The following is a 15,362-nucleotide window of genomic DNA, read 5'->3' as shown; positions in this document are numbered from 1 at the left end:
TGCTCACAGCTTCCGAAACCGAACGATATAACAATCAATGAAGAAACAGAATTATTTGGTGAGTGGTTCCCATTTCCAATTGACAACTTCCGGGATATCGACCCCGTTGGCACGGATGTAGTCGTGATGGAAGTTGATGGTGTCGTCCATCTTCTGCGCAAATTCACCGGCAGCGGCACCTTTGGCAGCCACGGCAGCGTCTTTGGCAACGTGGAAGCGATCCATTTCTGAGAAAACACGCATATCAAACGGTGTAGTGATATCGCCGTTTTCACGGTATCCGTGAATATGCAGGTTGTGGTTTGCCCGTTTGAAGAAAATATCCCGAATCAAACCTTCGTAACCGTGGAAAGCAAAGACGATTGGTTTATCCGTTGTAAAGTAGGCATTGAATTCATCATCGCTCAAGCCCCGCGGATCTTGGCTCGGATGACGCAATTTCAACAGATCCACCACATTGATAAACCGAATCTTCAAATCCGGAAAAGCTTTATTCAAGATTGTAACTGCTGCCAGAGCTTCCAAGTTTGGTTCCGTTCCGGCAGCTGCGATCACAACATCCGGCTCTTGATTGCCGTCAGTCGAAGCCCAGTCAACGATCTTCAGACCTTCCCGGACCAGAACTTCTGCTTCATCAGCGGAGTAAAATTGCGGGCGTGGGTGTTTAGAAGACACGATCAGGTTGATCAGTTCCTCGGATTGCAATGCTTCTGCCATGACTGCCATCAAGGAGTTGGCATCAGCCGGCAGGTATTCACGGATAAATTCCGGTTTTTTCTCAGACAAGTGAGTCAACAGACCCGGATCTTGGTGGGTGTAACCGTTGTGGTCTTGTTGAAACACCGTTGAAGTCGCAATTAGATTCAGTGATGGGTAGCGTTTGCGCCATTTGTGATCCGCAGCTTTTCGCAACCATTTGAAGTGCTGGGTGATCATGGAATCCACGACCCGCAGAAAAGCTTCGTATGATGCGAAGAAACCATGACGTCCAGTCAATACATAGCCTTCCAGGAAACCTTCACATTGATGCTCGGAAAGTTGAGAATCGATTACTCGGCCAGCCGGTGCGATCCATTCATCATAATCCGGTTTTTGTGCTTCCATCCATTGACGATTAGTCACTTTGAAGACTTCTGCCATCCGGTTGGATTTGGTTTCGTCAGGACCGAAGATACGGAAATTTTCCGGATTTTCTACGATCAGGTCTTTGGCAAATTTCGCAAATTCCGTCATGTCTTGCGCTTCTACAGCACCCGGTGTCGTCGTATCGATTGCGTGTTGTCTCCAATCAGTAATCTTCAACGGTTTCGGATCAATCCCGCCGTTTGTGATCGGATTGGTGGACATCCGGCGATTCCCTTTAGGAGATATTTCCCGAATCTCATCTTTGATCGTACCGTTTTCGTCGAACAATTCTTCGGGACGGTAAGATTTCAACCAATCTACCAATGCTTCGATATGATCCATGTGATGAGCATCTACCGGAATCGGCACTTGGTGAGCACGGAAACCACCTTCGATTGGTTCACCATCCCAAGCTTTCGGACCGGTCCAACCTTTAGGAGTCCGGCAGATAATCACTGGCCACTGCGGCATCACCGCATCTTCAGCTTTACCGGCACGGGCTTTTTTCTGGATATCCTTGATTATAGCAATGGCTTCATCCAATATTTTCGCCATTTCCAGATGAACAGCTTCAGGATCGGTGCCGCCGACAAACAGCGGCGTCCAGCCCATACCTTCAAAATATTTCGTCAAGTCGGCATCTGATTTGCGTTCCAAAATCGTCGGATTGGAGATCTTGCCACCGTTCAAATACAAGATTGGCAGTACTGCACCATCATTGACCGGGTTGATAAATGAGTTGGAGAACCATGAGCCTGCTAAAGGACCGGTTTCGGCTTCACCATCACCGATTACAGTCGCAGCGATGACATCCGGATTATCCAAAATAGCACCAGTTGCGTGAGACATGCTGTAGCCGAGCTCCCCGCCTTCATGGATTGACCCCGGTGTCTCAGGCGCTGCGTGAGATGCGATACCGCCCGGGAATGAGAAGATCTTGCAGAGCTTCTTCAGACCTTCTTCGTCCTGCGTAATTTCGGGATAGATTTCGCTGTAGCTGCCGTCGATGTAAGAATTGGAGACCATCACTTGACCGCCGTGTCCGGGACCTTCGATGTAGAACATGTTCAGATCATATTTATTGATGATCCGGTTCAAATGGGCATAGATGAAGTTCTGGCCGGCAATCGTACCCCAGTGCCCGATAGGATGAATCTTCACATCTTCTTCAGTAACGTCCCGTGTCAACAACGGATTGTCTTTCAAATACATTTGGGCAACAGAGATATAGTTGGCTGCCCGCCACCATGCGTCGACTTTTTCCAAGTACTCTTTTGAATCGTAGTTTACTGTCATTGCGCTGTTACTCTCCCTTTTTTAAAGTAAAAAACACTTAAACATCACTAAAAAAATTTACTGCATCTTATTAATAGGTATTTTTTACCTTTATTATTTCAAAAGAATCTCGGTCAGGCTGCTGCGGTTTTGGTGGCAACCCGGCCGATTTTCTGTTTAAACGAGGATTACTTATTTGATTGTCACAAATTCCAGGTCGACCATCTTTGCCCAGGTTTCGATCTGATCTGCAGTTAAATTCAACGAAACGACCGTGTGATGTCCGCCACCAGCTTCAATCCAAGCATGAATTCCTTTTTTGAAGTCCGGACGCGGGGTCCACATCACCCGAGCTACCGGCAGTTTTGGAGCAACTTCAGTCGGCTCAAAAGCATCGACTTCATTGATCAGCAGTTTGTAGTGAGTACCGAAATCAGCCATGGAAACCACGACACCGGCGCCACCTTTACCGTCAAATACCAAACGCGCCGGATCTTCTCTATCGCCCATGGATAACGGCGAAACGACAATCTTCGGTTTGTTGACCGCCAAACTCGGATCCACCTCCATCATATGAGATTGCAGGATTGCTTCTTTGCCGGCTGCCATTTCATACGTATAGTCTTCCATGAAGCCGGTGTTTTCACCGTGAGCCATGACTTTCATCAAACGGTCGATAGCCGCTGTCTTCCAGTCCCCTTCACCAGCAAATCCGATACCATCAGCCATCAGACGTTGAACGGCCAAGCCCGGCAGTTGTTGCATGCCGTAAAGGTCTTCAAAGTTGGTGGTGAAGGCATTGTAGCCGCCTGCTCCCAAGAATCGGCGAAGCCCGATTTCTTGTTTTGCCTGTACTTTGACGTGGGCATCCCACTTCTCGTGTTCGTAGTCGCCGTAATCGAAATCATACAATTCTTTGTATTCTGCAAACAACGCATCGACTTCTTCGTCAGTGACTGCATCCACGTATTGAACCAGATCACCAATCCCAAAGTAATCTACTGTCCAGCCGAATTGAATCTGTGCTTCGATCTTGTCCCCTTCAGTCACACCGACGTTACGCATGTTGTCGCCGAAACGAGCCACTTTGATGTTGAAACTTTCATTGTAGGCTACTGCAACATCCATCCAGGCAGCAATATCTTCTTGAACATCAGTGTTTTTCCAATAGCCTACGACGATTTTGTTGTGTTTTTTCAGGCGGGCATTGATGAAGCCGTATTCCCGGTCACCGTGAGCACTTTGATTCAAGTTCATGAAGTCCATGTCGATGGTCGGCCAAGGAATGCTTTCATTGAATTGCGTAGCCAGATGCAGCAATGGTTTTTGCAGCATTTTGGTGCCGCGGATCCACATTTTTGCCGGCGAGAAGGTATGCATCCATGTGATGACTCCGGCTACTTCATCGCGGTAGTTGACCTCTTTCATGATGCCGGTGATGGCATCGGCCGTCACAGCCAAGTCCTGCAAGACTACCGGATAAGGCAGTTTGCCGCTTTCGTTCAGCCCGTCAGTGATTGCTTGGGCATCTTTTTTGACCTCTTCCAGGGCTTCCGGGCCGTACAGGTATTGGGAGCCAACGACGAACCAGAATACTTTTTTATCTAATTTCAGCATGGGTAATTCTCCTTTATCGTAAATTTTTGATGACATTCCAAAGGGCTGCCTCAGTGGCTTTGCCCTGCTTGACCATAGTAGGCATTGGCGCCGTGCTTCCGCAGGTAATGCTTGTCCAGGATCCTTTGCGGCAGTTCCGGTGCATAGCTGTTCAGTTGACGGGCCATCCAGTTGGTGTGGCAGACTTCATCCAGCACCACCGCATTCATAACAGCGGCAGCGGCATCCTTGCCCCAAGTGAAAGGTGCATGGCCGTGAAGCAACACACCTGGCACTTCCAGCGGCTGCAAGCCCCGTTCTTTGAAGGTCTCCACGATCACATGCCCGGTATATTCTTCATAACCACGGTCAATCTCTTCTTGTGTCAGGTAGCGGGCACAAGGTACCGCACCGTAAAAAGTATCGGCGTGGGTCGTGCCCATAGCCGGCACGTCCAACCCAGCCTGCGCCCAGGCCGTCGCGTAAGTGGAGTGGGTGTGGACGATTCCACCGATTTCCGGAAAGGCTTTATACAAAACCGCATGGGTCGGTGTATCAGAAGAAGGATTGAGCGCACCTTCCACGACGTTGCCGTCCAAATCACAGACTACCATGTCTGCAGCTTTCATAGTTTCATAGTCAACACCGCTGGGCTTGATGACAAACAGTCCGGCTTCGCGATCAACAGCTGAAACATTTCCCCAGGTATACTTTACCAGGCCGTGTTTCGGTAAATCCAGATTGGCTTTAAAGACTTTTTCTTTCAATGCTTCCAACATCGTAAATGACTCCCTTCAATTTCCCAGCAGCAAACATGTATCCCGCGGCAATGCTATATCAGATCAGGTGCTCGATAGCAGCTTTTTCGATTGGCAGTCCCGCGGCATAACGCTTGACATATTCATCAAAGCCGGCCACATCCCGGGCTTCCGGAACAATTGTGGAACCCTTGTCTCCTGCAAAGACCCGTTCATTCAAATAGCTGTCCAATGACTCGTCTGCTTCTTTGTTTATCAGGTAAGCTGCCAAGAGAGCAATCCCCCAGGCTCCGCCTTCGCCGGCCGTCTCCATGACCGTCACCGGTGCGTTCATCACTGCAGCCAAGACCTGCTGACCGACTACTGGCGTTTTGAAGATCCCGCCGTGACCGACGATGCTGTCGATTTGAACATTTTCTTCTTTTTGCAGGATATCCATCCCGATTTTCATTGCACCGAATGCCGTGAAAAGATGCAGGCGCATGAAGTTGGCCAAAGTAAAGCGACTTTCCGGTGAGCGGACAAACAGAGGCCGTCCTTCCGGCATTTTAGTGATGTTTTCTCCTGAATAATAGCCATAAGACAACATACCGCCGCATTCTTCGTCACCTTCGAGAGCTGCGTTGAATAACTTGGCGAACATTTCGTCTGTAGCAATATCTAGCCCGGTCAGATCAGCAAATTCCCGGAACAATTTCATCCAGGCATTGATTTCGGAAGTACAGTTGTTGGTGTGGACCATCCCCACCAGAGAGCCTGACGGGGTGGTTACCATGTCAATCTCCGGATGAACCGCAGACAACTCGTTTTCCAAAACGATCATGGCAAATGCCGATGTTCCGGCCGACACGTTCCCGGTGCGCTCAGCCACCGAATTGGTAGCCACCATCCCAGTCCCGGCATCCCCTTCCGGAGGGCATAGAGGAATACCTGCCTGAAGCGTTCCGGTAGGATCCAAAAGTTTGGCACCGGTGGCAGTCAATTTTCCGGCATCTGTGCCGGCTGTCAGGACCTGTGGCAGCAGTTCGTCCAGCTGCCAAGGCAGTGCTTCCGGTGAAATCAAGGCATTGAACTGATTGACCATCCGTTTGTCATAATCCTTGGTTTGGACATCAATTGGGAACATCCCCGAAGCATCCCCGATTCCCAGTACCTTTTCCCCTGTCAACTGCCAGTGAACATAGCCTGCCAAGGTGGTGAAGAAGCTCACCTCTTTGACATGCTCTTCTTTGTTCAAGACTGCCTGATACAGATGCGCAATACTCCAACGCTGCGGAATATTGTATTGAAAAAGATCGGTCAGCTTTTCTTCGGCTTCTCCGGTGATCGCGTTGCGCCATGTCCGAAAAGGTACCAAAAGCTCGTCAGCTTTATTGAAGGCCATATAGCCGTGCATCATGGCTGAAAAGCCGATCCCGCCGACAGTCGTCAGCTTTTCCCCGTATTTTTCTGCAACTTCCGCTGCCAATTCTTTGTAGGCGGTCTGCAGTCCGCTCCAGATGTTTTCCAACGAATAGGTCCAGATTCCGTTGACCAGTTGATTCTCCCATTCGAAACTGCCGGAAGCGATAGTTTGGAAGTCATCGTCAATCAGAACTGCTTTAATCCTTGTGGAACCGAATTCGATCCCCAAGGTGGTTTTGGCTTGTTGAATCGCTGTTTTTGCATCCATGCCGGGTAATTCCTCCATTTTCTTGATTAAACTTATCCTTCAGAGTATTTTTTATCTTTTCGGGACTGATACTGAATCACGGATAATCAGTTCCGGTTGGAAATAGTAACTTGGTGTGTCACCACCATTTATGGACTCCATAATATACTGAGCAGCCAACCGCCCCATTTCCTCTTTCGGATGGGTCAGCGTTGTCAAAGGTACCCGACCGCCAACTGCTAGTGCCGAGTCGTCATTGCCAACGATTGAGACAGCTTCTGGCACCTGTAAACCAGCTTGCACTAGCTGATCAATCAATTCATAGGCAATCTCGTCATTATAAGTGACAACACCCGTCGTAGTAGAATCAGCAGCAGTCAATCGTGTAATAGCAGCAGCCATTACTTGAGCTTTGTTCTCTGTCGTATAGGTCATGATATCTTGCGGTTGTAAAGTTAATCCGGCTTCTTCAACTGCTTTGATAAACCCCTTCATTCGGTATTTCCCTTGCAGATCGTCAATTTTAGTTAATAACAACAAGTCTTCGTGTCCCTTTGCTACTAACTCTTTGGTAGCCAAATAACCAGACTGAGTGTCATTGACGCAAATAGTTTGAACATCCAATTCTTCATAGTAAGCATTAATCATCAAAAAAGGGATTCCCCGTTCCTTAATAGCCACATAATAGGCTAGATTTGGGTTGTATTGATTGGATTTGGTAGGCTCAATAATCAAACCATCCACTCCTTGATCCAGCATTCGCATCAAGCATTCCCGCTCTTGGTCATGATCATTATTGGTTGTCCCTAAAAGCAGAGAATAACCTTGGCTGGCTAACTCTTGTTCTAGTCCTCGGATGATGGCTGGAAAAATATAGTTAGAAAGATACGTCATAATGACTCCGATGGTCTTATTCTTTTTCGGTAGGTTGTCCGGACGTGATACATAGGTGCCCGACCCTCGCGCTTTTCGTAGGAAGCCTTCGTTCACCAGAACGCCGATAGCCTGTCTTACCGTATGGCGACTTAATTTGTATGTTTCTTGCAAAGTATTTTCGGAAGGAATTAATTCATCCACTTGGTATTCACCGCGAAGAATTGATTCTCGCAAATTGTCTGCTAGTTGTTCGTATTTAGGTTTCGTCTCCGCCACCCCTTCCAATAAGTTGTACGTACATTTAGTTTACAATGGAGCTGACCTCAAGTCAAAGCTTTTTTGTGAATTTCTCTCACAACATCATGCTGACAAAAAAACCGACGCCATCCCTTCGCGTCGGTTTTTGATTAATCAATCAGATTTATGTTTTTTATGGCAAATCATTACCCGCAGCTAGATAGACACTGTACCACTCTTCTCTAGTCAAGCTAACCTCAGCAGCTTGGGCGATTTCAGTAATTCGTGATGGTGTCATGGTTCCGATAATTACCTGCATGTTTGCCGGATGGCGCAAGATCCAAGCAGAACTCAAGCCAGTTTTGGTCATGCCGTATTTTTCTGCCAGCTCAGCTAACTTTTGATTCAAAGCTGGGAACTTGTCGTTGTCGATAAAGCTACCTTCAAACCAACCATATTGATACGGTGACCAAGCTTGAATCGTCATATCATGAAGACGAGAATACTCAAGAATACCGTTATCATGGTCGATACTGCGAGGATCAGTCATATTCACATGAATTCCATTGTCAATCATCCCAGTGTGCATGATTCCAAATTGCAATTGATTGGCTATCAATGGCTGGTTTACGTATTTTTGCAACAGATCAATCTGAGGTCCAGAAAAATTGCTGACCCCGAATTGGCGGACTTTTCCAGCAGTGTATAACGTATCAAAAGCTTCTGCTACCTCTTCTGGCTCCATCAAAGTATCTGGTCGGTGTAGCAAAAACGAATCTAGATAATCGGTGTCCAATCGCTTCAGAATCTTTTCGACTGACTCGATAATATGCGCTTTGGAAAAATCATACATTTTTCCGGGTACAATCCCGCATTTTGATTGGATGTGTAACCCTTCTCGTTTGTAATCAGTCTTTTTCAAAGCAGCAGCGAAAATTTCTTCGCATTTTCCGGCTCCGTAAATATCAGCATGATCAAAAAAAGTAATACCATTTTCCACAGCAGTGGTGATAACTTCTACTGGATCTTTGGCATTGTCAATGCGCATACAGCCCAAGACAATCCCTGAGACTGTTTTTTGATCTGGACCAAATTTAATTTGTTTCATCGCTAGCTCCTCCTAATTTTCAACAAGCCGCAAATGCAGCTATTCCTCTGCTATAACGATGTCATTGTAACACTTCAAGTATGCTTGAAGTAAAGACCAGAAAGAGAATTTTTATGCTCGTTGCTTGTGCTAAAAAAATATATTCCGAAATTCGTCAACTTCTCAGTCTCATCTGCCGGTTTCGATATTAATGCGACGATACTTTCCATTTACATCTATTGAGTAACAATTTTTTCCACTTTTGCTAAAAAAAGAGACTATCCTTAAGTTGCTAAAGCAACAATTTAGACACGCGAAAAGCATTAAAGGAGACGAAAAAATGAATCATTTGGATTTTGCTAAAACACCGCCGATGGGCTGGAATTCCTGGGACTGCTACGGCGCTTCCGTTCGCGAAAATGAGGTGCGGGCTCATGCTGATTTCATGGCAGAACATTTAAAAGAATACGGCTGGGAATATATCGTTGTAGATATCCAATGGAGCGAACCGGAAGCCGACTCAACCTGGTATCACGCCTTTTATCCATTGTGCATGGACGAATACTCCCGACTAATCCCAGCGGAAAATCGTTTTCCCTCGTCAGCCAATGGAGGCGGATTTAAAGCTTTAGGCGATTACATCCACTCCAAAGGCTTGAAGTTCGGAATCCACATCATGCGGGGCATCCCACGCCAAGCCGTCCATCAAAATACACCAATCAAGGGAACTAAGCTTAGAGCCCGAGACATTGCCGAAAACAACATCTGCCCTTGGAACTCCGATATGTACGGCGTCAACGTGGACAAACCAGAAGGTCAGCTGTACTACGATTCACTGATGGACCTGTACGCATCTTGGGGGGTGGATTTCATCAAAGTCGATGATATCGCCAACAGCTATCTTTATGGCGGCGGTCATCTGAAAGAAATCAAAGCAATCCGCAAAGCCATCGATAAGACCGGCCGACCGATTGTCCTCAGTCTCTCACCAGGACCGGCAAAAGTTCATGAAGGCTGGTTTTTGCAAGACAACGCTAATATGTGGCGGCTGACCGATGATTTTTGGGACCACTGGGAGGCATTGTACAAAATGTTCGACCGCTGTGCTGAATGGGCACCTTTTGTTCGCCCCGGCAACTGGCCGGACTGCGATATGCTGCCTCTGGGCCATATCGGAATCCGGGCCCACGACGGCGGGGGTGGAAACAGCTGGACCCGTTTTACCAAAGACGAGCAGTATTTGTTGATGAGTCTGTGGACAATTTTTCAATCCCCGCTGATGTACGGCGGCACCCTGCCGGATATCGACGATTTCACTTTGAGTCTGTTCACCAATAAAGAAGTCGTTGAGATGTACCAGACGCTGACATATCGTCGGCAGCTCCATCGCGATGACCACTTTATCATCTGGCATGCCCAATCGAAAACTCAGGAGTACTATGGAATCTTCAATGTCGGCGAAGCAGCAGCTGATCTGCCGGAAGAACTGAAAGACCTGCTGAACGGCGAAAACCTGCTAGATATGTGGGCAGAAACTGAGCTGGCAAAAGCTGCGCCCCTGACCATCAACAGCCACGGCGGCCGCCTGTTCAAAGCGCTGAAATAAGCTGCACAAAAAAACTTCCGAAAAGTTATCGGAAGTTTTTTTGTATTCAGCTTTCATCAATCAGTTTGCCATTAGTGGCCGTTCTCATTCCACAATCAACACTGAACTGTGCCGGGTCAGATGATCACTTCCCGTAACCACTAATTCATGCGTCCCTTTCGCAAAACGTCGAGGCTTGCTGTCGTCTATTAAGATTCCGTCAACAAAGAGCAGCCCTGCCGGATTCTGCAGCTCCAACAACAGTTCGGCTTCTTCACTTGCAGCAGTCGTCTGGACCCGCAATTCTGTCATCGTTTGACTGAGAACTTCCCCTTTACAGGCCAAGACTTCCTGCAACTCATTTTCGCTCCCGTAAGTCAATACCGTCAAAAAAGTGATGCCGTACAAACGGGGGCTCTCCTGCCCTTCGCTGCCGCTGAAGGTCACCTTGATTAATTCCCGATCCTTCACAGGTGCCGGCAGCTCCAAAGTGATATCGTAAAAGTCTGCCTCCGCAAAATCCTCCACGGCCAACAACTGAGCGGTAGTCGGATCATCATTGAAGACCACCTGCAGGACTTTGCCAACTTCATCGGCTTTTAAAGTCAGCTTCAGAAAATTCGGTGTTTTGTCCGCCGGGATTGCAAATTCATAGCTGAACCAACCGGCTGCCTGTGCCTGCCGATAACGACGCCCCCAACTGGCTTCGACTTCGCTCTTTTCATACGCAAGACTTTTAGCATACTCACTGTTGTTTTCATCAAAATTATGCAGTTCGGCCGCGACCAGCTGTTGTTTTCTCAATGCTTCTTTTTTAAGAAGGATGGCCTGTTGCGCCGCTTCAGAATCCGCCTGCAGCACTTCAAAGTAAATCCCGTAACGTTCCCCGTGCATTTCGTAATAGGGGGTGAACACCAGGTCTTCGGCGACTTCATTCAAACGAAAACCCAGCAGCTTTCCGGGAACAGCTTCCGGAAGCAAATGGCTCGCTGCCTGTTCAATCCAGTCTTCTGTCGCCACTGTCAGCGTATCCGGTAGTAGCGGTTGCTTGGTGCCGACTCTTACCAGAATCCCGTTTGGTGCATCCTCCGCGACTGCCTCTCCTCCAAGACCGGCTGCCAAAACATACGGACCATATTCAAAGGCGAGGTAACGAGGATTATCCGGCGCTGCCGTAACTTTGACTGCCATTGTTGTTGTCAGCTCCCAACTGTCTCCCGGCGCAAACAGCTCTTGTGGCAGGATAAAGCCGGCTTTGATCTCATTCGTCAAAGAAGCCCCCGTCGACTGATTCGTCAAGCGCCACTCTTTGGCCCAAGACGGCAGCCGCAAGCCCAGTTTGAGGGGCTGAACCGGCTGCTCAGGATCCAACGCTGTCACTGTAAAGCGGCTATGGCCAGTTTTTCGGTCTGTTTTCTGACGTAACAGCACATTGTATTTTGGCAGACAAACCTCATTTGAAAAATACAGGTTCACCAAAATCCAATCACCATCAGTATAATAGTAAGTATCCGCCAGTTTGGCAAAGCTTTCCACGCCAGTTCCGGTACAGCACCAAAACTCATCATAAGGGCGATTGTAGACCTTGTTGTAGCCGGCTCCCATCGGCTGAAAGTACATCATCATGCCGGTTTCCGGATTTTGTGAAGCCAGGATCGCATTGATATAAGTCCGCTCATAATAATCCAGGTATTTAGCCTCGCCGGTGACTTCATAGAGGCTGCGGGACAACTTCAACATATTGTGGGTATTGCAGGTTTCACAGGTACAGTCACCATTTCTGACCACTGCATCATGATAGAGTTCATGGGGCTCATGGAAATGCTCACTTTGGGAATTGCCCCCGGTACAATAAGTATGGCCAGTAACGACGATTTCCCAGAAATTTTCCGCCGCCTTCAGGTACAAAGGCAGCTGCTGGATTTCTGTCGTTGAAAGATACTGCTGATTGTCTTCCTCTTGAAAGACCCGGTAACGCTTCAAGGCCCCAATCAATTTAGGGATGGTCGTGTTGGCGTGCTTACCAGGGAGGACATCTTGCCCAGCTGCCAACTTTTGGAACAGGTCTGTTTCATCAAAGTACTCAGCGGCTTCGGCATGTTCTTTTTTGCCGGTCAATTCAAACAGCCGATACAAGCCGTCGTTCATACCGCCATATTCAATCTTCAGCATCTGCTGCTTGTCTGTCAGTTTCAGCATGCGGCAATGAATATAATCGCCAAAGCGGCTGACAATCGTCAAAGCCAGCTGACTGGTTTGCGGATCGACCTCTGCCATGTACTCGGCGATATCCATCAGTCCCACCAGTACTTTATGCAGATTGTACCAAGGTACCAGACAATTTTCTTTTTCCTCCGGCGTTACCGGCAGGCCCTCCACTTCGTCCAGTGCTGTTTCCCGAAAAGCCGAGATGTAGCCCGCGCTTTCGGGATGACTCTTGCCATAGGCCGCCTGAGCTTCCGCCAATCCGCCGACAGCAGTCCGCATCTTTTCTTTGAAGGCGCGGGCTACGACTTCATCTGACGCACTTTGATACGCCAATGCTAGTGCGGACATGAAATGTCCGAAAAAATGTCCTCGAAAATTAATTTTGTTGCTGCGTTCCCAGCCCTGATAGCCGCTGTTGGTCAACGGTTTCAGTCCGGCTACTTTATAAATTTCATATAAAAATTTTTCTGCCTCTAGACTTAACAGGTATGCCTCAAGATTTGCCTGTGCCCGACTGACGTAAGGATCGGTGATGGTGATTTGATGCGTAGCAATGGTTTTCATGATTGTCTCCTTTGCAATCTTTGATACTTTTATTCTAGCGAGAAACAAGAGTCTTGTAGTTAGAAAAAAGCTCAGAAAAGGTGGAGTTTTGCTAGAACTATTAGGCCAGAGTGGAGAAAAGCTACCTAGAATCGCTAGACAACGATTGGTAAATGCTATTTAAAAGCCATGTATGAACTACATACTTCCTACTATTCTTCAGAAAATCGCAACAAAACCAAACACTCTAGTTAATCTGTCATAAATATTATTTGACAGCGTTTACATTTACTTCTAAAAGGACTACCATAATACTTGTAAAATTATGCACAATAAAAGGAGTGGTTCAAGTGTTTGCAATCAAGGGAAAAACAGCAGTCATCGTGGGGGCTTCCAGTGGTCTGGGAGCAGATGCTGCAAGAGCCTATGCCGAAAACGGCGCAAATGTTGCACTGTTGGCTAGGAGAGAAGAAAAGTGTCGCGAACTAGCAGAAGAACTAAAACAATTTGGTGTAGCCGTCTTCGTCCATAAGTGCGATGTCACCGACGAAGAGAGTGTCAAAACAGCTATCACCGCGGTTCATGATCATTTCGGTGGCATCGATATTTTGTTAAACAATGCTGGCATCGCTGTAGGCGGCGGCGTCCACCAACTCACCACCGAGGCTTGGGACAAATCAATGGACACCAATGTAAAAGGAATTTTTTTGGCAGCCAAATATACAGTACCCTACATGATCCAACAAAATTACGGGAAAATCATCAATATTTCTTCCATTAATGCAGTGATTGCCGACAAGCAAGACTTATTCATTCGTCACGCATATAACGCCTCAAAAGCTGCTGTATTAGGGCTGACCAAGGGAATGGCCGCTTCTTACGGCCGTCACAATATTACTGTCAACGCAATTGGACCCGGGCTTTTTGAATCGGAAATGACAGAAAACACTCTCTTTAAGTCTGAAGAATTTCTCAACAGCTATAACTTTCAAGATCCCATGGGACGTCCCGGAAAACGTGGCGAGCTCAATGGCACGATTCTTTACTTTTCCAGTGACATGTCCTCTTATGTCACCGGACAATTTATCGTGGTGGATGGTGGTATGAGTATCATTTAAACCTAATTTTTTCCAAAACGCACTTACGCTTCCAAAAACGGTGTTAGTTTCTTTTTACATCTGTACATCGATTGCGGGGCTGCGACAATAGTTAAGTCACCGTCCTACAAGACGAACAATACCAAACGTGATACCCCTAAATCCGACGATCTTCCATTAAAATCATTGGAAGATCGTCGGCTTTTCATTGCTAAAAATTTCAAAAGCAGACTTTCCTTGATTTCATCAAGGGAAGTCTGCCCAATTTATTCTTTTTCTTTTCAGGTATGGTAATGCTCTTTCTTTGGAATAGGACATAAATAATGTCACAAATTTTATCATCCGTATACTTTTTATTCATTGTTGTTAAACAGACGCTGTTTCGCACTTGGAAATTACTTATGACAGATACTCCTTTTGCGTTGCTACTCCAGCTTGCAAGAAAAAAGATACCTCGTTTCCTTGTGAAGTATCTCCAATTTATAATAACCGTTTCCTCACCTTAGTAGAAGAAAAGCGTATTCATTCATACACTTACCGATTACCTTTCGATGTAACCGCTAAAGCAGAATCTACTTTTTCTCCTGATCTGCCACAGTCTTCTACTGCTTGTCGTTGAATATATCTATCAAATACTCGATTGAACAAAATACCAGTCAAAAAAGCAAGCCCAGCAAATAAAAACACCAGCCAAAACATGCCATAGCCAACAAAGGCCGGATAAAAAATCGTCACTAATACAGACAATCCAATAAGCAAACTAACCATAAAAGTCGTCAGAAAATGACGAAAACTCATTAAATATGCATTTTTCAGTGTCCCTCTGAGGGAATTTTCAAATTTCGCTTGTAGCGGAAAAAGCCATATCCCCATCATCACTAGACGCAACAAGATCACATAAAGAATGCCTTTCATCATCAGCTGACTCCACTCCGACAAATAAATATTTGCGACGACAAACCAGGCACGAGAGACTACTGCGACAAAAAGTAAACCACCAAAAAGAATCGTTGCTTGCTTAAAGTTCAACTTGAAGGCTTGAAAATAATTGGTAACAGGACTCGTCTCATCTTTTGCTAACATACGATTGATGCTGTGGGCCATCGCGCTAACAGCAGCTCCAATGGTAAACAGTGGCAAACAGCTTGCGATAAATAGCAGATTCAAGATCATTAGGTCCCCCAATCGCCCCATGAATCGGGAAAAAGGTGAATCTAGATTAAAAAGTCCCTTCATTTTAGACGCCTCCTTTGATTTCTATGTATGAGACAGACTGTCCAATTGCAAGACAGCCTGTCACAAAAAGCAGCTATAGAAGCAGTCA

At 46.7% G+C, this 15,362-nt stretch carries 10 protein-coding genes; 2 read left to right on the top strand and 8 right to left on the bottom strand.

The genetic code is table 11. The annotated features are described in order from the left end of the window. Window positions 1-51 precede the first annotated feature (51 nt). From ACOMA8_RS07370 to ACOMA8_RS07345, 6 genes are all read right to left on the bottom strand, one after another. Complete coding sequence (locus ACOMA8_RS07370; RefSeq protein WP_421369705.1) at window positions 52-2,421, bottom strand: phosphoketolase family protein; 2,370 nt, start codon at window positions 2,419-2,421, stop codon at window positions 52-54. 171 nt (window positions 2,422-2,592) lie between these two features. Next, on the bottom strand, window positions 2,593-4,017 hold the full coding sequence (gene araA, locus ACOMA8_RS07365; RefSeq protein ID WP_421369703.1) for an L-arabinose isomerase: 1,425 nt from the start codon (window positions 4,015-4,017) through the stop codon (window positions 2,593-2,595). A gap of 50 nt (window positions 4,018-4,067) precedes the next feature. Continuing rightward, entirely contained in the window at window positions 4,068-4,775 is a 708-nt protein-coding gene (locus ACOMA8_RS07360) for an L-ribulose-5-phosphate 4-epimerase (RefSeq protein ID WP_421369701.1), read from the bottom strand. A 58-nt stretch (window positions 4,776-4,833) separates the two neighbouring features. Next, the gene (locus ACOMA8_RS07355; protein WP_421369700.1) at window positions 4,834-6,426 is read right to left on the bottom strand and encodes a xylulokinase; all 1,593 of its coding nucleotides are present in this window, start codon (window positions 6,424-6,426) and stop codon (window positions 4,834-4,836) included. A 51-nt stretch (window positions 6,427-6,477) separates the two neighbouring features. Further along, window positions 6,478-7,557, bottom strand: a complete 1,080-nt coding sequence (locus ACOMA8_RS07350) for a GntR family transcriptional regulator (protein WP_237580419.1) — start codon at window positions 7,555-7,557, stop codon at window positions 6,478-6,480. Window positions 7,558-7,711: 154 nt separating this feature from the next. Beyond that, a complete protein-coding gene (locus ACOMA8_RS07345; RefSeq protein ID WP_161899044.1) occupies window positions 7,712-8,626 on the bottom strand; it encodes an aldo/keto reductase in 915 nt (304 codons plus the stop codon). A gap of 319 nt (window positions 8,627-8,945) precedes the next feature. On the opposite strand from ACOMA8_RS07345, the gene ACOMA8_RS07340 reads away from it, so the two are divergent. Beyond that, on the top strand, window positions 8,946-10,211 hold the full coding sequence (locus ACOMA8_RS07340; RefSeq protein WP_161899045.1) for a glycoside hydrolase family 27 protein: 1,266 nt from the start codon (window positions 8,946-8,948) through the stop codon (window positions 10,209-10,211). 84 nt (window positions 10,212-10,295) lie between these two features. On the opposite strand, the gene ACOMA8_RS07335 is transcribed toward ACOMA8_RS07340, so the two are convergent. Beyond that, window positions 10,296-12,962, bottom strand: a complete 2,667-nt coding sequence (locus ACOMA8_RS07335; protein ID WP_421369697.1) for a glycoside hydrolase family 127 protein — start codon at window positions 12,960-12,962, stop codon at window positions 10,296-10,298. 329 nt (window positions 12,963-13,291) lie between these two features. Here ACOMA8_RS07335 and ACOMA8_RS07330 point away from each other — a divergent pair, with 329 nt between their 5' ends. Continuing rightward, the gene (locus tag ACOMA8_RS07330) at window positions 13,292-14,059 is read left to right on the top strand and encodes an SDR family NAD(P)-dependent oxidoreductase (protein WP_421369695.1); all 768 of its coding nucleotides are present in this window, start codon (window positions 13,292-13,294) and stop codon (window positions 14,057-14,059) included. Window positions 14,060-14,572: 513 nt separating this feature from the next. Here ACOMA8_RS07330 and ACOMA8_RS07325 read toward each other — a convergent pair. Further along, on the bottom strand, window positions 14,573-15,274 hold the full coding sequence (locus tag ACOMA8_RS07325; protein ID WP_161899048.1) for a YesL family protein: 702 nt from the start codon (window positions 15,272-15,274) through the stop codon (window positions 14,573-14,575). Window positions 15,275-15,362: the final 88 nt, after the last annotated feature.

Source organism: Enterococcus infantis (assembly GCF_049166715.1).
Lineage (GTDB): Bacteria > Bacillota > Bacilli > Lactobacillales > Enterococcaceae > Enterococcus_C > Enterococcus_C leclercqii.
This window is presented reverse-complemented; position numbering and strand designations above follow the sequence as displayed.

Coding starts and splice junctions, on each gene's coding strand:
- ACOMA8_RS07370 (WP_421369705.1), bottom strand. CDS start 2,421: ATGACAGTAAACTACGATTCAAAAGAGTACTTGGAAAAAGTCGACGCA.
- araA (WP_421369703.1), bottom strand. CDS start 4,017: ATGCTGAAATTAGATAAAAAAGTATTCTGGTTCGTCGTTGGCTCCCAA.
- ACOMA8_RS07360 (WP_421369701.1), bottom strand. CDS start 4,775: ATGTTGGAAGCATTGAAAGAAAAAGTCTTTAAAGCCAATCTGGATTTA.
- ACOMA8_RS07355 (WP_421369700.1), bottom strand. CDS start 6,426: ATGGATGCAAAAACAGCGATTCAACAAGCCAAAACCACCTTGGGGATC.
- ACOMA8_RS07345 (WP_161899044.1), bottom strand. CDS start 8,626: ATGAAACAAATTAAATTTGGTCCAGATCAAAAAACAGTCTCAGGGATT.
- ACOMA8_RS07340 (WP_161899045.1), top strand. CDS start 8,946: ATGAATCATTTGGATTTTGCTAAAACACCGCCGATGGGCTGGAATTCC.
- ACOMA8_RS07335 (WP_421369697.1), bottom strand. CDS start 12,962: ATGAAAACCATTGCTACGCATCAAATCACCATCACCGATCCTTACGTC.
- ACOMA8_RS07325 (WP_161899048.1), bottom strand. CDS start 15,274: ATGAAGGGACTTTTTAATCTAGATTCACCTTTTTCCCGATTCATGGGG.